We start from the raw sequence: 21,094 nt of genomic DNA, 5'->3' as shown, positions 1-21,094 counted from the left end.
CATACATAAGCTTATGTCATGTAACATAATCTCAAATGATGTTGGTATCAATCAAAACTCTCATTAAAGATATTTCTCCACCCGACGCTCTTCTAGCATGAACTCCACTTGTTCATCAGTCGGCGCTGGCTGGTCGGTCTTCAATAAACCTTTCATCTGCTTGATGATGCGCGATCGCTCAGGTGATTGGGTTGGAACATCTTGCAAGGATTCAATAATCGCACGGACGAGTTCAAGGCAATCGCTTACTGGCAGTTGACGGGCTTGCTCTTTAAGCTCTTGCAGGGACATAGAAAACACTCCGACAAATGCTGTATCTCAATTTTAGTATGAGCGATCAACGCTTAACTAAAGATAAATCCGGTGTTAACCTCTGCAAAACTTGCTTCAACACCATTACCGTCCAATCTATATCAGCTTCGGTAGTATCACGCCCCAATGTGATACGAATTCCGCCCAAGGCAGCTTTTTCAGAATAGCCCATCGCTAACAATATCGGGCTAGGGCTAAGTTTACCACTGTGACAAGCAGCACCAGCACTGATACCAATACCAGCAAGGTTTAGCTGTCGTACCAAGGTTTTACCGCTGAGTTTTTTGCCATCGGCGTTTTCTAAACACATACTCACGTGGTGAGGTAAACGATCGCAAATATCCCCTGTAGGAATTAAACCAGGAATCTCAGCTAATTGGGCAAAAGCGCGATCGCGTAATTCAATCAACCGTGGTGTTTCTGTAGCTAATTCTTGCGCTGCTAATTCTGCTGCTACACCAAATCCGGCAATTACGGGTACGGCTTGCGTACCAGAACGCAGTCCCATTTCTTGTCCACCACCACCTAGTAAAGGCATCAATTCCACACCAGGACGCACGTACAATGCCCCTGCACCTTGCGGCCCATATATTTTATGACTGGAAAGGCTAAGTAAGTCTACAGGTAGTTGTTGCACATCTATGGGTAAGCGTCCTGCAACTTGTACTGCATCTGTGTGGAACAAAGCCCCATGCGATGGCTCCGCCCGCCGCAGGCATCGCACAATTTTACCCAGTTCTGCGATCGGTTGCACAGTCCCAACTTCACTTTGACCGTAAATAACGGAAACTAAGGCTGTGTTATGTCGCAACGCCGCTTTTAAATCTGAGGGGTTAACTCTGCCTTTAATATCTACAGACAAACGTGTAACTTCCCAACCCCACATTTCTAGCAACCGTACTGTTTCAGAAATTGCGGAATGTTCAACGCTGGAGATAATAATATGTTGAGGAACAGCATACAACCGAACCACACCCATAATTGCTAGATTATCTGCCTCAGTACCGCCAGAAGTAAAAACGATCGATTCAGGATCGACAGCGTTAATTAAACCAGCAACTTGGACTCTGGCTTGTTCCACAACCGTTGCCGCCCGTTGTCCCCACTCATGTAAGCTGGAAGGATTGCCCCACTGTTGAGTGAGAATTGTTTGCATAACTGCGATCGCTTCTTTTCGAGTCGGAGTAGTGGCGCTGTAATCTAGATAAATTTGCATATAACCGATAATAGTGAAAACACACGTTGGTGATAGACTGCGGATTTGTCAGTATATACAGTTTTAGTGGACAAATCCTAAAAAAAATATCTGTAATTTTACATCTAGTAGTGGATTTTTCCTTTTACTTGGAAACTTATATCTCTACTTAATTCAGAACACAAAATTTTGGGAATGATAAATCTATCCACTCCCAATCCACTTTTAACAGATTACAGTGCAACTTATCTCTAGACAAAGATATTTGTTATCTATCTTTTTACTGATATTCTCCCTCGCTGGTTGTCAACGAGTCCAGTCTTATAATCAGCGTCCAGCACCCTTACCACAAGACCCGTTAATTCAAGTTTACTTTAACCATTCTGAGTCTTCAGAATACCAAGAAGCTTACCGTCAGCAAACTCGCCTTGGGGATGATTTAGAAAAACAGATTGTCGATGCTATTATGCAAGCTAAATCTACAGTAGATGTGGCGGTGCAAGAACTACGTTTACCCAGAGTTGCCCAAGCATTGGTTGATAGACAAAAAGCTGGGGTAAAAGTCAGAATCATTTTAGAAAATACCTATAGCCGACCTTGGAGTAGCTTAACATCTACTGAAATAGGTAAGTTAGATAAAAGAGAACAAGAACGTTACAACGAATTTCGCAAATTTATCGATATTAACCAAGATAATCAACTTAGTCCAGCCGAAATTAATCAAAGAGATGCTTTGATGATTTTGCAGAATGCCAAAATTCCCTGGTTAGACGATCGAGCAGATGGTTCAGCGGGTAGCAGCTTGATGCATCATAAATTTGTGATTGTGGACAATCGTCTTGTAATTATCACTTCAGCTAATTTTACATTAAGTGATACTTCTGGTGATTTTACAAATTCCGGCAGTTTCGGCAATGCCAATAATTTATTGCAGATTGACAGCCCAGAATTAGCATCTTTTTTTACAGAAGAGTTTAACATTATGTGGGGAGACGGGCCGGGAGGTCAACCAGATAGTCGATTTGGTTTAAAAAAACCGCTGCGTTTACCTAAACAAATAACTTTAGGTAATACCAAAATTACTATACAATTTTCGCCTTCTTCTCCAACTCAACCTTGGAGTGATAGTAGTAATGGTTTAATTGGTAAAACTTTGGATTCAGCAAGTAAGTCTATTGACATGGCATTATTTGTCCTTTCTGAACAGCGTATTGCCAATATTTTAGAAAAACGCCATCAACAAAGTGTGCAAATTCGCGCTTTAATTGAACCACAATTCGCTTACCGTCCTTATAGCGAAGCATTAGATATGATGGGGGTTGCTCTGAGTAACAAATGTAAATATGAAATTGACAATCATCTTTGGTCAAATCCAATTACTACTGTAGGTGTACCTGTGTTACCCAAAGGCGATTTATTGCATCACAAATTTGGTGTTATTGATAGCCAAACTGTAATCACAGGTTCTCATAATTGGTCAGATGCTGCCAATAATGGTAACGACGAGACACTTTTGGTGATTGAAAATCCGATAGTTGCTGCCCATTATGTGCGAGAATTTGCTCGTCTTTATGCCAAAGTGAAACCAGGCTTACCACCAGCAATTCAAGAAAAAATTAAATTAGAACAAACACGGTGTACTAAAATAAAAACTTCTTCATCAACTGAGTTACAAGCAATTCAAAAAATAACTAATAAACATCGCAAGTTTAGAAGAATTAGCAACTCTTCCTGGCGTGGCTAAAAAATTAACACAGCGAATAATTATTAGTCGTCAACAGCAAAAATTTATATCTTTACAAGACTTAGAACAAGTTTCAAGAGTGAGTGTTAGAACTGTACAAAAATAGGATAATATCCTAACTTGTTAGGGTAGCACAGCTGTGCTACCCTACTACGATAATCTGTGTTCTACCTAATTAAAAAGATGTAATATTACACAAATGCAATATTTAAAAGCGATCGCTAGCTAAATCAACTAAACCGCGAAAATGCCCATTCTGAGAAAATCGTTCTGCTATTATTTGTTGATAAACTGCCTCATAGCCATCAGTCATGTGTTCAACGCTGAAAAGGTTTTCGACATACTGACGACAAGCATAGCGGTCTAACTCTATGACGCGATCAATGGCACTAATACACTCTTGAATATTATTGCAGAGAAAACCCGTCTTGCCGTGGGAAATTACCTCTTCAGTAGACCCCAATTTCATTGCAATGACTGGCGTACCTGAAGCCATGGACTCTACCATCACCAATCCAAAGGGTTCCCGCCAAGTAATCGGAAATAAAGTTGCTACTGCACCACCCATTAGAGCATTTTTTTGAGTATGGTTGGCTTCACCCAGATACTCAATTTGCTCTCCGTCAATGTGCGGTTTAATTTCCTTCTCAAAGTATTCTACATCAACAACATCTATCTTACCTGCCATTTTTAAATGCCAACCAGTTTCTTTGGCAATTTCTATAGCTAAGTGCGCTCCCTTCTCTGGAGAAATCCGACCTAAAAATGCTAAGTAAGGAGGATCTTCTGGTTGGGAGTGAAACTCATAACTGCTGACATCAATCCCGTTGTAAACCGTCGCTACATAGTTCAATCCTAACCTTGGTTCTCGTTGTGCATCAGAGATATTGACGTAGGGTTGTTTTTTACCAAAATTAAACATCTTTTCGTTATCAGGGGTAAAAATACCGTGCAACGTGTGAATCGTAGGAGTTTTTACCAAATTTGCGTAAGCCAGCGCCCCATATCCGATATGGGAGTGAATAATATCAAACTCTTCTGCACGTTCGTACAGCGAAGCGAGATTCAGCATCTCGTAAATACCGTAATCTTTAATAGTAGGATCGAGTCTGAGAGCGCGGGGATGAACTGAAGTTAGTTTTGCCAGACTAATAGAATCTCCCGATGCAAATAAAGTTACTTCGTGTCCGCGCCGGACTAATTCATCGGTCAGTAACCCTACTACTAACTCTATGCCACCATAAGCTGGAGGCGGAACTCTCTCCCACAGCGGCGCTAATTGAGCAATTTTCATCATAAACCTCCTAAAAAATAAAAATTGAATTAGAAGTTTTTTATTTCTGTTGTTTGAGTGCTTGTAATTGATTCACTTGGCATGAGTTAAGTAGCTTCAGATCCTAAACTACTTAACAATTTCTTTTAAATCTTATGCTATTACTTCTAGAGTTTTTGTCTATCCTAGTACGGAAATTACCCACTCCTAAAGAGGTAAATACACTCTGGTTATTAATTTTTTGGTGATTTGGTGCAATATTAAATATAGATTTTGCTGACAAACATAAATTTCATAGAATCGTCATATTCTCAGCTAAATACTGATATTTTGCGAAAAATCTCTGCTATCGCCTGTCGAATATCTAATTTACAAATGTTAATTAAAGAATAAATCGTGTAGAGAGTTTTTAGGCGGCTTTCCGTACTCTCAAGAATAATCTGGAGCCGTCCAGAGGATAAACTTTCGTAAAGTAGATAGTTGGAAATCAAAAGCAGCAATTTTTCTTATAAGTTCTATCCAAGTTTTTAAAGGTAACAATTAACTATTAGACATTTTCAAAAATTAAATATACGTTATCTAAAACCCTTGTAGAAACATAGCAGTGCTACATCTGTTTTTCACTAGATGTCTAGAACACCGATTCATTAATAAAACACAAGACTGATAAGGTCTGTTTTAGCATCTTTTACAACCAAATATTCCTTGTTGCAACCCAACAAAACCTCGTTTTTTCGTCATGATTCTGATTAGTGAATCGGTGTTCTAGGGTGGAAATTGACCTACCTTATAACAAGGGGCTTAAGTCTCTTATATGATTAATTGAGATACTATTCGATTCTTTGCTAGTCAAAAAGGAGAGAAGATAGTTAAATCATTGACTTTTTAGATTAAATATGATATTTTATATTGCTATCAAGAAAAATCATATATAAACGTGAATATCTCTCCATCTCTCAAAAAACCGCGTGTCTCATGGCAGGCGGTTTTCTCACTATTGATATTTGTGTTCATGTACCTGCCCATACTGGTACTTGGCTTTTATAGCTTCAATCAGTCGCCCTACAGTGCAACTTGGCAAGGATTTACTTTCGATTGGTATCGCAAGTTATTCAGTGACGATCGCATCTTATCGGCTTTGCAAAACAGTATGATAGTTGCTAGTTGTGCCGTGGCAATTTCCGCAGTGCTGGGAACCTTGATGGCGGTTGGGTTGGCGCGTTACGAATTTCCTGGAAAAAAATTGTATCGTGGTATTGCTTACCTACCATTGATTATTCCCGATATTGCGATCGCAGTGGCTACCCTAGTATGTCTAGCAGCCTTTGCGATACCTTTGAGTTTGTGGACGATAGTTGCAGCCCATATCGTGTTTTGTCTAGCTTATGTCGGACTTGTGGTTGCTTCCCGACTAACTAATTTAGATCCCCACTTAGAAGAAGCAGCACTAGATTTAGGCGCGACACCAACCCAAGCTTTTATCAAAGTATTGTTACCTCAATTAATGCCTGGGATTATCGCTGGTTGTCTGTTGGCTTTTGTCCTGAGCTTAGATGACTTTCTCATTGCCAGTTTTACTGCTGGTAGCGGTTCTAACACCCTGCCAATGGAAATTTTTAGCCGCATAAGAACCGGAGTTAAACCTGATATTAATGCTCTGAGTGTGATGTTAATTTCAGTATCTGCGATCGTTGCACTTGTAGCTGAATTAATTCGTGCTTCTGGAGAGAATAAAACTTTTAAATAAGAGTCGCAATTTGCAATAAAAGTTATGGGTAGGTGATTTCGTTCTTCGTGAACTTTTTTAGATAGCGAACAACAGTTATATTAAAATTTAGGGTGCATTACAGCAAGCCTAACGCTCCAATATTATGGCAATGTGCCACACTTTCTGCTAACACAACGTCATAGTATAAATAAGTAATACCAAATGTAAAAAAGAATGCGACAAATACACCATTTGTAGAGACGCGATTCATCGCGTCTTAACCCAAGTATGTGTTGCAATCATTAATTGAATTGGTATAAATAAATATAATTTATTCATCCTTATGCCCTCGTGTAAAAGATAGTTTTAAACACATGAATAAACTTCCGTGTTCGCTTCTCTACACAACTGTTTTCAATTAGATAATATTGGGGCTAACTTTGGAGAAGATGCTATTTCCCCCTCATTATGCAAATCTGCCAAAATCCCAATTGCTCAAATCCATTCAACTCTGATAGCAATAAATTTTGCGTGAGTTGCGGACAAAGCAACTTTGGCAAACTTCTCAGAAACCGTTACCGCGTATTAAGACTCTTAGGTGAAGGTGGATTTAGTAGAACTTATGCTACAGAAGATGTAGATAGACTAAACGCCCCTTGCGTCATCAAGCAATTTTTCCCGCAGTTTCAGGGAACAGGACAACGCACTAAAGCCGCAGAATTTTTCAAAGAAGAGGCTTTTCGCTTGTATGAACTGGGAGAGAATCATACTCAAATTCCCAGATTACTAGCTTATTTTGAACAAGGTACTAGCTTGTATCTCGTACAAGAATTTATTCAAGGAAAAACTCTCTTACAAGAAGTTCAGCAACAGATTTATGGCGAACAACAAATTTGGGAACTTTTAGCTGATTTATTGCCAGTTCTGGAATTCATTCATACCCATAACGTCATTCATCGGGATATCAAACCAGAAAATATCATTCGCCGTGCAAGTGATAAAAAACCCGTCTTAATTGACTTTGGCGGTGCTAAACAGGTGACACAAACCAGTATAGGAAGACAAGCTACGGTAATTTATACCCTTGGCTATGCCCCAACAGAACAAATGGCTGGATTTGCTTGTCACGGCAGTGATTTGTATGCTTTGGGCGTAACTTGTGTGCGTCTTTTAACTCAATGTTTGCCTTTGCAGGATGCTTCTGGACAGATTAATGACCCTATTTATGATGCCATGAGCGCTAAATGGTTGTGGCGCGAATGTTTACAAAAAAAAGGTATTACTATCAGCGACGAATTAGGAAAAATTTTAGATAAATTACTCAAACATCTACCGAGTGAAAGGTATCAAACAGCAGTAGAAGTCATTAACGATTTGAAGTTTGCCACATTGAACATTGAACCTGTTGCTTTAAAAATTGTTTCGATACCTCAACCTATATTACCGTCGCTATCACAAAAAGTAATCGTACCATTACCCCCATTAGAAACCTTTGAATTTGACGTAGTGACAGTAGACACAGGTGGTAGAGAAGTAAACCGCATCAACTGTAATGCAAACTTCTTTGCTGAAGAATTAGGTAAGTCTGTCACATTAGAAATGGTATCAATTCCTGGTGGTACTTACATGATGGGTTCGCCGGAATTTGAAGGAGATGCTGACGAACGTCCTCGACATCAAGTTACCGTTGAACCATTTTTTATAGGGAAATTTCCCGTAACTCAAGCACAGTGGAGAGTAGTAGCAGCTTTACCCAAAGTCAAACAAGCTTTAAATCCCCATCCATCGAAATTCAAAGGTCTAGATAGACCAGTGGAAAATGTATCTTGGTATGAAGCTGTAGAATTCTGTCTCAGGCTATCAGAAAAAACTGGACGCGACTATCGTTTACCGAGCGAAGCTGAATGGGAATATGCTTGTCGGGCTGGAACTACAACCTCATTCCATTTTGGCGAAACCATTACTCCTGAGTTAGTCAGCTGCACTATCGAACCAAAAAGCAAATTCCGTAAAGAAACAACAAACGTCGGTAGTTTTGAAGTCGCCAACGCCTTTGGATTGTACGATATGCACGGGTTAGTTTGGGAATGGTGTGCTGATTCGTGGCATAACAATTACAACGACGCACCCTTAGATGGAACAGCTTGGGAAGTTGGCGGCGATATAAATCGTCGGGTGCTACGCGGTGGTTCTTGGAGTTTCAGTCCAGAACTGTGTCGCAGTGCTAGCCGTAGCTGGAATGAGTCAGACGGTGGACTGAGAATTTGTGGCTTTAGAGTAGTATTTTCTGTAGAGGAGATTATTTAGTAATTTAATTACAAGTCTATATAAATTATGAACAACAGAATTGAGAAAGGTGACATAGTACTTATAAATCAAAATGGAAAATATCATCAGCAAGTGGGTGAAGTTAGTGAGGTAGATTACAATATTTTCTTCGTGAAAATAGTCTTAGTAAAGTTAGGTAATCAAGAAGAAGCCTTTGAAGAAAAAGATTTAAAATTAGAAGCTAAAAAGCCTAGTCTGCAAGAAGTTATTACATCAATCGACAAAATTTTAGAGCAAGTCGATCGGATTCACCATTTGCCGACAAAAGAGAAAGTAGAGTTACCCAATCGTCTGAAATATCTGAAATTAGATATTCCTAAACTAGATAAGCAATTGATTCAAAAAAACTTCGATACTATATATAAAATATTTGCAGCAACAAAAGAAACAGACTCATCAGCAAGCTTTTGGCAGGAAATAAATCCTAATTTGGAGAAAATAAGCTGGTGGATTAGAACAAGTCTGTGAACTAAGAAGTAAATCAGCTGTCTATGGTTCTCAGCTAGAGTCTGCAAATACTTAATTAGACTTCTTGCATCAATCAAAAACCCTCACCCTAAATCCCTGCCCAAAATTTGGGAGAGGGACTTTGAAATTTGCTCCTAAATAATTGGCATTGGACATAATTAAACGTAGCTATATTGTTTTAATTTTATATCCTTAATGCTTTATACCTTATACTTTCCGCTTCATTCTGACTAGTAATTTTTATTTGTAACCACATACTAAACTTTGTATTTGTAGCTGTATGGTTTAAATTTTGTTATTAACTGTGTGTTTACGTAATCTTAAGTTTTGAGGATACTTTTTGAGCGAAAACTTTTGAATTTATATATTAAAAAATCACGTTTTTTTAGATAAAATAAACTACGAAGATCATCAGAGATATATATGCGTTTTTTTCAGTTTGCAGGAATTCTTGGTTGTACGACAGCAGCTTTTATCTCAATAGCACCCATACAGGTAGAAGCTGCAACTTTTAAAGTGATATCTGGAGTCACCAGCATCGATCGCGAGCACGAGGAGATTCTTAATAGTATTGGGCTAACTTTGACAGGCACTAATCAGACAGTTGCACCAATTCCTAGCAATTATTTAGTTGGTTTCAACATCGACTCACTTACTAATTTCACGTTCAGTGACGAAGGCGGTTTTACTCCGCTCTCAGGTACAATCGAGCATACTGGTACTATTACATTCGATCAAATTACTATTGGTGATTTTTCAATCGGTTTTGCTCCAGGACGTACTGTCACAGGTGCCAGCGGACTTGTTTTAAAAGACACGTTTTCTTTAAATACAATTTTGTTTGATTTGAGCACTCCGGGACTTGTAGCATTTGATGGCCAAAATTTAACCATCCCTGATGTTCATTTGTTAATTTCTCCAGAGTTTGCTGATGTATTAGATCACCCTGAATTGTCAGGTTTGTTTGCTGGAACTGCACAAATTGATGCTCAAGTTGCTGCCGTCCCTGAACCTGATAGTGTACTGGCAACTTTAGTAGCAGGTGCGGCTCTTTTAGCAGCTAGGTTTTATACTCAAAAAATTAAATGCACCTGATATTTTGAAGCAATAGCCAACCAAAAGTTCGCTCTACAACCAACGCTTAATCCTTTTCAAATCTCGTTCTTAGCTCCGACTAGGAACGAGACAACCCAATTATCAGGCAATAAAGTTCAGAATGAGCAACAAAACCCAGATGTAGAGACGCGATTTATCGCGTCTTGAAAGACCAATTATTTATACCAATAACCCTTAACCCAAGGGTATTGAATTATCAGGTGTGCTGAGTGAGGAACGTCAGGAGCAATCCAGGACAAATACGAGCCATCTGACAAGACTTGCTGGACTGGAAATTTCACGTTTTTTGGTATTCGTCCTAAGTAATCAGATTTTTGTATTAGTGTCGCTTGTACCATTGCATAAGAATGTAAACCTCTATCCCACATCAGCAACATCCCAACACTTACAGAGCGTAACAACTTTTTAGCTCTGACTCGTTCTCTAATTCGATAGGGACATTATCATTGCCATCTACAATTAAATGTGTTCCGGTGGGGTGGCCGCCGAGATACTTGCAAATTGGGACACGTTATAAATAAATATTACAGAGAATGCTTTAGTGATTTACTAACTTGCCCAAAAATGATAGTAAGTGAATAAAAATTTTGCACGCTAAAACCGGGGCATGAGTAGCATTCGCGCAGAAAACGGATTAAGAGATGTTGCATGAGTAATACAAGCGTAATTTAAAGCTGAAACCCTTATTTTCTCGTTGAGTAGTGACTCGATGATAAGCAGAGCGTCAACGATCTTAGTTCTGATAAAATTCTTATCTAATAAAACTTTTAAGCTTATCCCGGTTTTCGGTTCGCCTGCTACTCAAGCCCCAAATCTAGATGCATTGTTGTCCGCACTAGACCAGCAAAGATATCTTAGAAATTAATTTTTTAAGACAATTTATTCTTTGAAAGTCCCTAATTATTCGTAAGCGTAGGGGATTTTTTGAATTAGCCAGGAATTTTCGACGAAATAGAAGCTTGTTTTTATTTGTACAGAGTATAAAAAACCTATCAAATATCTAGCTGAAATGGTAAGATTTTCTGAAATCCATTTCTGTGCCTTTGTAGGTTTATGAATTTATCCCACTAATAAGATTCTTTTAATCCAGATATAAATAGTAGCAAGGTCAATGAATGCATCAAAATATACTTTTTGTCGTTCCCAACGAATGGCTAGACGACGATATTTGCGTTGATACCAAGCAAAACAACGTTCCTATGGAAATCTTGGAACGGTGATTTTAATAGGTCTACCTCTATTTTTCTTGGTTTTCCATACCCGTTTTGGTATTTGAAGTCGAAGACTCCGCTTACGCTACGTAGGACAGCACGTTTTTATGAGTGAATCGTAACCTTTCTCAGCAGCAAATAGCTGAAGTTTTTTACGTGGTCTGCCACGTTTTAAAGTTTATTGATAAAACTATTTTCTGTAGTAGTTAAAGAGGTGAGTAATTGCTGGGAATTAGAGTTCTTTGCTTGTCTCACTATGATGGTCGCACAATAATTTAAAAATAGTCATCTTTTTCATAAAAATGATTAAAATATGCTCTACATATTTCTTGAATTTAATACTAGCTTTAAAATTTATCAGAATTTTAGGAGTGTTACTTGCTTTTTACCAGGGTAGTGCCTTGGCTGATGTCTTAGCTCATCCTGCGGAAAATGTTAGTAGTTCAAGTTTAAATTTCAACATTAAGAGCCAGAGACAGTCCGTTGAAGAAATTGAAAACTTAGCTTTGTCAGGAACTCGTCTGTTGACAAGCCAGCACCAATTTCGTCAGATGCCAGTATTCACAACAGGCTTATCAAACTTGAAGCAACTAACATTAGACCCAATTTTGTCTCAGGTTCTCGACTCAGAACCAAAACAGCCAATCCCAATCCCACAGGCACAACCAAAACCGTCCCTTGAACTTCCTTCTCAAACATTTCCCTCCTCTAAAGAAGGCTTAAACCTTCCTGAAAGTATCATCGTTAGCAAATTCGAGTTTGATGGGAACACGGCATTTAGTGACGAAAAATTAACTAAAGTTACTGCCCAATTCACTAAGCGATCGCTAACCTTTGTAGAATTACTACAAGTTGAAGCTACTGTCACCAAACTCTATACCGATGCGGGGTATATCAATTGTGGTGCTGTGATTCCGGCTGGTCAAACCTTATCTCAACGGGGATCTGTCGTCAAAGTCCAGATTATTGAAGGAGGACTAGAAGAAATTGCGGTGACCGGTACACGACGCTTGAACTCGAACTACATCCGCAGCCGATTAGCCATTGCCACAGCTAGACCCCTAAATCAAAAGCGCTTGCTGTCAGCTTTGCAACTATTGCAACTTGACCCTCTAATTCAGAATATATCAGCCGAATTGTCTGCTGGGTCGCGTCCGGAATTAAGTTTACTAACAGTCAAGGTAGTAGAAGCCGACTCCTTTAATACAGAATTTTTTATAGATAATGGTCGTGCGCCTAGTGTTGGCAGCTTACGACGCGGTGTCCGCATTAACGAAGGAAATTTATTCGGTTTTGGGGATGCCTTGAATCTGGAATATATCAATACTGATGGTAGCAACGCCTTTGACTTGCGCTACAATATACCCGTTAATCCTCGTAATGGCACAATTACCCTTAGAGGTGGATTGACGAGTGTTGAAATTGTCGAACCACCCTTTGACCGCATAGATATCATTGGTAATGCCAATTATTTCGAGTTAGGCTTCCGTCAACCTTTAATCTTATCTCCCAACAGAGAATTTGCTGTGGGTCTATCCGTGTTACGACAAGAAAGCAAATCTGAACTGCAAGGTTTTCCCCTAGTGTCAGCAGGTGCTAACGAACAAGGAGAAACCCGTATCTCTGCCTTGCAATTCTTCCAAGAATATCAGCAGCGTAATTCTCAACAAGCCTTAGCCCTGCGCTCTCAATTTAACCTTGGTTTAGATATCTTCAATGCTACCGTCAACAATGACCCTCCTGATAGTCGGTTTTTTTCTTGGCGGGGACAAGGACAATACGTGCGACTTTTAGCACCACAAACTTTACTGGTGATCCGTTCTGACCTGCAATTGTCAACCCGTGCCCTTGTGCCTTTAGAGCAATTTGGGCTGGGCGGTCTGCGTAGTGTTCGGGGTTATCGACAGGATGTTCTCTTGACAGATAACGGCTTTTTAGCATCAGCAGAAGTGCAATTACCAGTACTGCGGGTAGAAAAGGTCGGAGGAGTTTTGCAAGTAGTGCCGTTTATTGATTTTGGTGTGGGTTGGAATAGTTCCGGGAATTCAGACCAAAATACTAATACCTTGACTAATACCTTAGTAGGGTTGGGATTGGGTTTACAGTGGCAAATGGGCGATCGCCTTAATGCTCGTCTTGATTATGGGATTCCATTGACAGATATTCAAGACACAGGCAGGACTTTGCAGGAAGACGGTATTTATTTCTCAATAGTTGCGAATCCTTTCTAAAAATTTTTGTCACGAAATCTCTGATTAACAAAGGTCTAGGAGTCAAAAGTTATGCAATACATCAAGCGATCGCTCCTCTTCAACACTTTACTTCTATCTATAGGGGTGAATTTTGTGTTGGCTTTGTTCTCTTATATTGCTCCTTGTCCGGCAAAAGCACAAATTACACCTGATGGAACTCTAGGCGATAAAAGTTCAGTTGTAGTACCAGATACTCTTGAGGGCAGTCCTATTGACCGGATTAATGGGGGAGCAATTCGAGGAAGTAATTTATTCCACAGTTTCCAGGAATTTAACGTTGGTGAAGGAGCAAAAGCCTATTTTACAAATCCAGGAGGAATTACGAATATTTTGACTAGAGTGACAGGAGGTAATGCCTCGAATATTCTAGGAACTCTAGGGGTTTTGGGCCCAGCCAACCTGTTTTTGATTAATCCTAATGGAATTGTCTTTGGGCCCAATGCGCTTTTAAATATGGGGGGTTCATTTGTAACTTCTACCGCAGATAGCCTAGTGTTTGATAATGGATTGGAGTTTAGCGCCACAAACCCGCTTTCCCCGCCACTGCTGACAGTAAATATTCCTGTAGGATTGCGCTTAAGAGAAAATTCAGCGAGCATTGTCAATCAATCATCTGCTGTTCTTTACTTACCGCGAACAAACACTTTGGCGCTGGTAGGTGGAAATGTCATCCTTGATGGTGGGAGCTTGGGGGTACCTGAGGGTCGGATTGAGTTAGGAGGATTGACTGGTGCGGGAACAGTTGGTCTAAATATTCAGGAGTCCCAAGGAATCCCAAGAGTAGCTTCTCTAAGTTTTCCCAATAGTGTTGAACGAGCTGATGTATCCCTCTCTAAGCAAGCAGTGGTGAATGTTCAGGGTAGCGGTGGCGGTAGTATCGCAATTAACGGTCGTAACGTAAATATTGTAGAAGGAGGTCGGTTATTAGCTGGAATAGACCCACGTTTCGGTTCACCTGGAACTCAGGCGGGAAATATTGAAATTAATGCCACCGATCGGGTAGTTTTTAATGGAGCCAGCAGTGGAGCATTGAATCAAGTAGAGATTGGAGGGCAAGGCAACTCTGGTGACATCAATATTAAAGCTGGTTCTTTTGAGGTGAGTGATGGCGCTCAACTGAATGCTAGCACCAAAGGCAAAGGAAATGCAGGCACGATTAGAGTGACAGCTACTGATAAGGCGGTTATTGATGGGCAATCTGTTAATGAGCAACTTAGCTCTTTATTGAGCCAAGTTAGAGAAAATGCCGAAGGCAATTCCGGTGGTATCGAGATTAGTGCAGGTAGCGTTGAGGTAACCAACGGTGGTTTGCTAGATAGCAGTACCTTAGGAACAGGAGATTCGGGCAAGATTCGCATTAGTGCCAGAGGTCAGGTGGTATTTAATGGTGAATCTCGTTACAACAAACTCAGTACTGCACTTAGCCAAGTGGAAAAGAACGCCGTCGGCAATTCCGGCGGTATCGAAATTAATGCCGGAAGTGTTGAGGTAATGGATGGCTCTCAACTCAATGCCACTAATTTAGGAAGGGGGAACGCTGGCAAGATTCAAATTACTGCTACTGATCAAGTAAAGTTTGATGGACAATCAAAATTCGGTTTCTTAAGTTCTGCATTCAGCCTAGTGGGAGAAAACGCCGTCGGTAATTCGGGCGGTATTGAGATTAATGCAGACAGCTTTGCAGTTACCAATGGCGCTCAATTGAGCGCTAATACTCTGGGACGAGGGAATGCAGGCAAAATCCAAATTACTGCTGACAAACAAGTCGTCTTTGATGGACAAGCTCCTTTGTACGGAAACCTGAGTTCTGCATTTAGCCAAGTCAAATCAGGAGCCGTAGGCGACTCCGGGGGAATAGAGATTAAGGCGGGTAGTGTTGAGATACTCAATGGCGCTCAACTGAGTGCTACAACTTTGGGAACAGGAAATGCAGGCAAGATCCAAATTACTGCTACTGATCAGGTCAAGTTTGACGGGGAGTCTCCTTCTAAATCTCTGAGTACTTTAATCAGCCAAGTATTCAATGACGCTGTGGGCGACTCCGGCGGAATTGAGATTAACGCGGGTAATGTTGCAGTGACCAATGGCGCTCAACTCACAGCCAATACTTTGGGGACTGGAAATGCAGGCCCCATCAAAATTACAGCTCGTGAAAACGTTGTCTTTGATGGGGAATCTAGCGAAGGCTTTTTGAGTTCTGCATTCAGCCAAGTCAGACCAGGAGTTATAGGCAACTCCGGGGGAATTGAAATTAACGCAGGTAACGTCGAAATTACCAATGGTGGGCTTTTGGATGCCAGTACGCTAGGAAGAGGAAACGCTGGAGCGATTCGGATTACTGGTCGGGAGCGGGTGGTTTTTGATGGCGAGTCGTCGAACCAGGGGAAGCGCAGTGCTGCAATTAGCCAAGTGACAGATACTGCTACGGGCAATTCAGGGGGAATTGATATTAGTGGGGATATCGTCAGGGTAACCAATGGCGGTCAACTAAGTGCTACGACTTTTGGAAAAGGGGATTCGGGTTTGATCCGAGTAACTGGTACTGACAAGGTAATCTTTGATGGCGAATCTAGTCAGGGTAATGGCAGTGCTGCAACTAGCCAAGTGACAAATACTGCTGAGGGCAAGTCAGCAGGGATTGAAATCAATGCTCCGATCCTAAGAGTTACCAATGGCGCAGAACTAAATACTAGTACTTTAGGGAAGGGCAATTCCGGCTCGATTCGAGTCACAGCTACTGATAATATAGTTGTTGACGGTACGAGCGATCGCTCCTTTCCTTCTGCCATAGCTAGTGAAGTTGGGACTGACGCAACCGGAACCTCCGAAGGGATTACTATCAAAGCTCCTCGCTTGCAGGTAAGTAATGAAGCTTTCATCAGTGCTAATACTAACGGCAATGGCAATGCCGGTAATATTGATGTCACGGCTGACACTATTGACCTCTCCAGCGCCGGAAAAATCCGCACTAATACTTCAGCGGGTTCCAAAGCAGGCAATATCACACTGAATGTACCAAACAGCCTTACTCTGTCTGACTTTGAAACCGCAGTCTTAGCTGAGACTGAAAACACTTCTACCAGTGATGGCGGTAATATCTTCGTGATTGGCTCCCCTAAAAATGTCCTGATTCAAAATGGTGCCAAACTTTCTGTGAATAGCAAAGGAAGCGGCACAGGAGGCGATATATCTTTGCAAGCCAATTCTCTAACTTTGGATCGAGGAACGATCTCAGCCGAAACCGCCAAAGAAACAGGTGGCAATATTGAGCTAAAGGTAGCAGATTTATTGCTGATGTCAGGCGACAGCAAAATTACTACCAATGCAGGCATTGAAAGTCAACCTGGGGCAATTGGTACTGGCGGGAACATTAAGATTGACACTCAATTTCTAGTTGCACCACCCTCAAAACCAAAGGGTAGTGATATAACCGCCAATGCAACTTATGGTAACGGTGGTCGTGTTGATATCACAGCTACTGGTATCTTTGGGATTGAATTTCGGGACAAGCCCAGAGATTTGTTAAATGACATCACCGCTAGTTCAGAGTTTGGTGGCAATCCGGGAGTCGTGAATATCAATCAAGTGATTGATCCCAGCCGGAATTTAGTGGAATTACCTGCAAATGTTGTCGATCCCAATGACCAAATTGCCCAAAATCCTTGTAGTAAAGGTGTTGGTAGTGAATTCACGATCGCAGGACGTGGTGGACTGCCTCCTAGTCCCAATGAAGACTTAAGCCAAGAAGCTACTCAAGTTGGTTTAGTTGAACCAGTCTCAACCGTCAGTAATATCAAACCACCGCAGAAAACCTCTTCCAGCCAGAATTCAAAATCCCAAATCCCTAGCCCGATTGTGCCAGTTCAAGGATGGGTATTCAACAATAAAGGTGAAGTAGTTCTCACCGCCTACAATCCCAATGTCATTGGAATTCATCGCCTACCTAAGAATTTAAATAGTTGTCCTGCACCATGAGACGGCGGAAAAAAGATGAAAATAGGTATTTTTGTGAATTCCTTGACAGGATAAATAAAATATGAATGAAAAAAAGCAGAGAGGGCGATGTCTACGACGGGCTACACCTACGCTCAAAGCCAGATTTTTCTCGCAAATTAGCCATTACAAATCTAAACTCTATAGTAGTCAAGTGCGATCGCTAATTTTAGCAATTCTGTTATTTTTATTGTCTGTGGGAGGAGTGCTGGTTACTAACCAGGTTTGGGCATCAACTGCGATCGTCCAAACTCAACAAGAGCCTTTACAGTTGGTAGAACAAGGCAAATCGCTTTACAAAAATGGACAATTTGAGTCAGCCCTAACCGTTTGGGAACAAGTTGCTGCGGCTTTTGCGGCGCGAGAGGATAAACTTAACCAAGCAATGGCGTTAAGCAATCTTGCCCTGACAGCTCAACAACTTGGTAGGTGGGAGCAAGCTAAAAAAGCGATCGCTACCAGCTTAAATATCCTGCAAACACAGCCAAAAACATCAGAGCGAACCTCCGAAGGAGGAGCTGCGCTAACGCAAATCCTCAGTTCCACATTGGATATCCAAGGACAGTTGCAACTAGCAGTAGGAGAATCAGAAGCAGCCTTAGCAACTTGGAAACAAGCGGCTAAAATTTATCAAAATCTCGGCAATCAAAATGGTGCAATTAGAAGCCAGATTAACCAAACTCAAGCCATGCAAGACTTGGGTCTTTACCCAATGGCTTGCAAAACCTTACTAAAAACTTTAGAGTTCGATCATCAAAACTGCCAGATCGCAAAAGAAGAACTGCAAACCTTAAAAGAGCGATTTGTCAACAAGGGAAATTCTTCTTTAGATATTCTGGCTTTGCGTAGTCTCGGCAATGTTTTACGAGTTGTTAGTCAACTCGAACAATCGCAAATGGTGTTGTTCGCAGCTGGGCAATTAGCTCAACAATCAGGAGATTCGCAAAATCTGGCTGCTATTTACCTGAGTTTAGGTAATACAGCCCGGTCTTTAGGTAATAGAAAAATACAGTTGGGAAAACCAAGCCAACAACAGCTAGTTACACAACCTATAAACTGTATTCAAGTAGCTAGTATAGCCGATGCTGCTGAATTTTACCAACAGGCTGCTACTTGCTATCGGCAAGCTGAATTATCTACCTCATCAGATATCAAAAGACAAGCTCAATTGAATCGATTCAGCCTTTTGGTACAAACTCAGCAATGGGCTGAAGTACCAATTTTGCTATCTGAAATCACGTCTAACTTCTATGACTTACCTATTAGTCATCCCACTGTCTATGCTCAAATCAAATTTGTTCAAAGTTTGATGTGTCTGCAATCAGGACTGAGTGAAAACTCATCAAATGCTTTATCCCCGATTCTGCAACTATGTAACTTTGTCAAGAATACACCTACGGGCACTGGTGTTAAAACTCTTGAATCCTCAAAAATTCCCTCCTGGGTAGAAATTGGGCAAATTTTACAAACCGCCCTCAAGCAAGCTCAACAATTGGGAGACAAGCAAGCCGAAGCCGATGTGCGTGGTTATCTAGGAGGAGTTTACCTGCAAATGGGGAAATTGGTAGAGGCACGACAATTCACTGAACAAGCTTTACAGCAGAAATCTGCTTTTAATAATTCCAGTATTACCTATCTTTGGCAATGGCAACTAGGACGGATTTACCACACTCAACAAGACCAAAAAAGCGCACTCGAAGCCTACACCTTAGCTTATGAAACTCTTCAGTCTTTGCGTCAGGACTTAGTTGGTATTAACCCAGAAATTCAATTTACTTTTCGCGATAGTGTAGAACCAGTTTATCGAGAACTGGTCAATTTGCTCTTGCCACCCCAAGCTTCTCAACAGATAAAGCAAACGGAGATTAATCAGGAAAATCTCAAGCTTGCTCGTGATGTTATAGAAGCACTCCAACTAGCAGAACTGACAAACTTTTTTCGGGAAGCTTGTATAACCAGCCAACCCCAACCAATCGACCAGTTAGATCCAAATGCTGCGGTCATCTATTCAATTATTTTGCCCGATCGCCTTGCTGTCATCTTGTCGCGACCTCAAAAGGACTTAAAATACTACGCAACACCTCTAAAGCCTAATTCTCAGCCAGGAGAAATCGGGGAGGTCGAGCGTGTATACAATGATCTGCTTGCTGGCTTCAACCGTTACAGCTACTCAGATTCACTTCGTCCAGAACAAATTTTTTATGACTGGTTAATCCGTCCAATTGAAGCAGAACTGCAAAAAGATGACATTAAAACTTTGGTGTTTGTACTAGATGGAGTTTTGCGTGGAGTACCCATGTCGGCACTTTATGATAGTCAGCAGCAGAAGTATCTGATTGAAAAATATAACCTTGCTTTGAGTCCAGGGTTACAGCTGTTATATTCACCTTCGCTTTCCCCAAACAAATTGCAAACTTTAGTGGGAGGTTTGACTGAGGCTAGGCAAGGGTTTTCTAAACTGCCGGGAGTGGAAGAGGAAGTTCAAGAGATTACAAAGATAGTTCCTACAGAAGTTCTCTTAAACCAAGAATTTACCGACAGTCGCCTGAAAGTTCAAATCAATAATGTACCTTTCCCGATTGTTCACTTAGCAACCCACGGTCAGTTTTCTTCTCAGGCTGACAATACCTTTTTGTTGACTTGGGATGGTCGGATTAATGTTAAAGAATTAGACCAATTATTGCAAGGACGCGATCGCCCTGGTCGAAGTCCTTTGGAATTGTTAATTTTGAGTGCTTGCCAAACTGCCGCAGGTGATAATCGAGCGGTTCTGGGACTAGCAGGGGTGGCGGTGCGTTCAGGGGCACGTAGTACATTAGCAACGCTTTGGTCAGTAGAAGATGAATCTACAGTTGAGCTGATGAACAAGTTCTATTCAGAATTGAACCAACCTGGAGTCACTAAAGCTGAGGCACTTCGTCAAGCTCAGTTGTTCCTGTTGCGATCGCCAAATTATCATCGTCCTTACTACTGGGCACCCTTTGTCTTAGTAGGTAATTGGTTATAGCCAGCAAGTAGTATACTATTTTTGCGGAATTGAGCATTAGTAATGAGTATCACTTAACTAAGGATAGACTTTACCAAAAGATAACTCATGTTAAATAGTCAACAGTTGATTGCTCTAATGACGATCGCGTTGTTTGTGATGGGGATGCAACCAACAATTGCCCAATCAAATGCAAATATTCCAACGCCGAGTAATCGCTCAAAATCTCAACATATAATATTCAAACCACCACCAAATCAGGGTAAGCCAAAATCTACATCATCAGCAGGGTCTCGTAATCAGGAATGTCCTCAAGATACAACATTAACGGCCACTTCATTTAACCAGACCCCTGTAATCTCCCTTGTTCCTTCTAAGGAACAAGAATTAAATAACATACAATTTATATCCCTAGCTTACCTCACCCTCAATTCCTCTCTTTATAAAGGAGAGGGAAGCTAGATACAGGATGAAGTTTTGCATTTTATTTAATGCACGTTCCTAAATA

Annotated in this window: 11 protein-coding genes and 2 pseudogenes; 9 read left to right on the top strand and 4 right to left on the bottom strand. The window is 40.9% G+C overall.

What is annotated here, in order from left to right:
- Positions 1-63: 63 nt before the first annotated feature.
- Positions 64-291: a hypothetical protein gene (locus ACFE93_RS11740; protein ID WP_375473456.1), complete on the bottom strand. Its 228-nt coding sequence runs from the start codon at positions 289-291 to the stop codon at positions 64-66.
- Positions 292-337: 46 nt separating this feature from the next.
- Positions 338-1,528, bottom strand: a complete 1,191-nt coding sequence (locus ACFE93_RS11735; protein WP_375473455.1) for a cysteine desulfurase family protein — start codon at positions 1,526-1,528, stop codon at positions 338-340.
- 217 nt (positions 1,529-1,745) lie between these two features.
- Between ACFE93_RS11735 and ACFE93_RS11730 the strand changes: the two are divergent.
- Positions 1,746-3,357: pseudogene (locus tag ACFE93_RS11730) on the top strand (phospholipase D-like domain-containing protein).
- A gap of 102 nt (positions 3,358-3,459) precedes the next feature.
- On the opposite strand, the gene ACFE93_RS11725 reads toward ACFE93_RS11730, so the two are convergent.
- Positions 3,460-4,545, bottom strand: a complete 1,086-nt coding sequence (locus ACFE93_RS11725) for a glycosyltransferase family 4 protein (protein ID WP_375473470.1) — start codon at positions 4,543-4,545, stop codon at positions 3,460-3,462.
- A gap of 916 nt (positions 4,546-5,461) precedes the next feature.
- Between ACFE93_RS11725 and ACFE93_RS11720 the strand changes: the two genes are divergently transcribed.
- From ACFE93_RS11720 to ACFE93_RS11705, 4 genes are all read left to right on the top strand, one after another.
- Positions 5,462-6,271: an ABC transporter permease gene (locus tag ACFE93_RS11720; RefSeq protein ID WP_375473454.1), complete on the top strand. Its 810-nt coding sequence runs from the start codon at positions 5,462-5,464 to the stop codon at positions 6,269-6,271.
- A 429-nt stretch (positions 6,272-6,700) separates the two neighbouring features.
- Positions 6,701-8,539, top strand: a complete 1,839-nt coding sequence (locus ACFE93_RS11715; protein ID WP_375473453.1) for an SUMF1/EgtB/PvdO family nonheme iron enzyme — start codon at positions 6,701-6,703, stop codon at positions 8,537-8,539.
- A gap of 27 nt (positions 8,540-8,566) precedes the next feature.
- Positions 8,567-9,028 carry a hypothetical protein gene (locus ACFE93_RS11710; protein WP_375473452.1) on the top strand — a complete coding sequence of 154 codons (462 nt, stop codon included), beginning with the start codon at positions 8,567-8,569 and terminating at the stop codon, positions 9,026-9,028.
- Positions 9,029-9,451: 423 nt separating this feature from the next.
- The gene (locus tag ACFE93_RS11705) at positions 9,452-10,123 is read left to right on the top strand and encodes a hypothetical protein (protein WP_375473451.1); all 672 of its coding nucleotides are present in this window, start codon (positions 9,452-9,454) and stop codon (positions 10,121-10,123) included.
- Positions 10,124-10,365: 242 nt separating this feature from the next.
- Here ACFE93_RS11705 and ACFE93_RS11700 read toward each other — a convergent pair.
- Positions 10,366-10,581, bottom strand: a pseudogene (locus ACFE93_RS11700) (IS4 family transposase); the annotation flags it as partial.
- Between the two features lie 1,076 nt (positions 10,582-11,657).
- Here ACFE93_RS11700 and ACFE93_RS11695 point away from each other — a divergent pair.
- From ACFE93_RS11695 to ACFE93_RS11680, 4 genes are all read left to right on the top strand, one after another.
- Entirely contained in the window at positions 11,658-13,586 is a 1,929-nt protein-coding gene (locus tag ACFE93_RS11695) for a ShlB/FhaC/HecB family hemolysin secretion/activation protein (protein WP_375473450.1), read from the top strand.
- A 51-nt stretch (positions 13,587-13,637) separates the two neighbouring features.
- Complete coding sequence (locus ACFE93_RS11690; RefSeq protein ID WP_375473449.1) at positions 13,638-17,582, top strand: filamentous hemagglutinin N-terminal domain-containing protein; 3,945 nt, start codon at positions 13,638-13,640, stop codon at positions 17,580-17,582.
- A 61-nt stretch (positions 17,583-17,643) separates the two neighbouring features.
- Positions 17,644-20,607, top strand: a complete 2,964-nt coding sequence (locus ACFE93_RS11685; protein WP_375473448.1) for a CHAT domain-containing protein — start codon at positions 17,644-17,646, stop codon at positions 20,605-20,607.
- An 87-nt stretch (positions 20,608-20,694) separates the two neighbouring features.
- Positions 20,695-21,048 (top strand): hypothetical protein, encoded by a 354-nt coding sequence (locus ACFE93_RS11680; RefSeq protein WP_375473447.1) that lies wholly within the window; start codon positions 20,695-20,697, stop codon positions 21,046-21,048.
- Positions 21,049-21,094 lie beyond the last annotated feature (46 nt).

Source organism: uncultured Nostoc sp., assembly GCF_964247315.1.
In the GTDB taxonomy this organism is placed as follows: Bacteria; Cyanobacteriota; Cyanobacteriia; order Cyanobacteriales; family Nostocaceae; genus Nostoc.
Note: the sequence above shows the minus strand (reverse complement) of the source record. Positions and strands in the feature narration are given on the sequence as shown.

Excerpts from the sequence above, each read along its gene's own strand:
- ACFE93_RS11685 (WP_375473448.1), top strand. The coding sequence starts at position 17,644 with ATGAATGAAAAAAAGCAGAGAGGGCGATGTCTACGACGGGCTACACCT.
- ACFE93_RS11725 (WP_375473470.1), bottom strand. The coding sequence starts at position 4,545 with ATGAAAATTGCTCAATTAGCGCCGCTGTGGGAGAGAGTTCCGCCTCCA.
- ACFE93_RS11740 (WP_375473456.1), bottom strand. The coding sequence starts at position 291 with ATGTCCCTGCAAGAGCTTAAAGAGCAAGCCCGTCAACTGCCAGTAAGC.
- ACFE93_RS11680 (WP_375473447.1), top strand. The coding sequence starts at position 20,695 with ATGTTAAATAGTCAACAGTTGATTGCTCTAATGACGATCGCGTTGTTT.
- ACFE93_RS11690 (WP_375473449.1), top strand. The coding sequence starts at position 13,638 with ATGCAATACATCAAGCGATCGCTCCTCTTCAACACTTTACTTCTATCT.
- ACFE93_RS11710 (WP_375473452.1), top strand. The coding sequence starts at position 8,567 with ATGAACAACAGAATTGAGAAAGGTGACATAGTACTTATAAATCAAAAT.
- ACFE93_RS11705 (WP_375473451.1), top strand. The coding sequence starts at position 9,452 with ATGCGTTTTTTTCAGTTTGCAGGAATTCTTGGTTGTACGACAGCAGCT.
- ACFE93_RS11715 (WP_375473453.1), top strand. The coding sequence starts at position 6,701 with ATGCAAATCTGCCAAAATCCCAATTGCTCAAATCCATTCAACTCTGAT.
- ACFE93_RS11695 (WP_375473450.1), top strand. The coding sequence starts at position 11,658 with ATGATTAAAATATGCTCTACATATTTCTTGAATTTAATACTAGCTTTA.
- ACFE93_RS11735 (WP_375473455.1), bottom strand. The coding sequence starts at position 1,528 with ATGCAAATTTATCTAGATTACAGCGCCACTACTCCGACTCGAAAAGAA.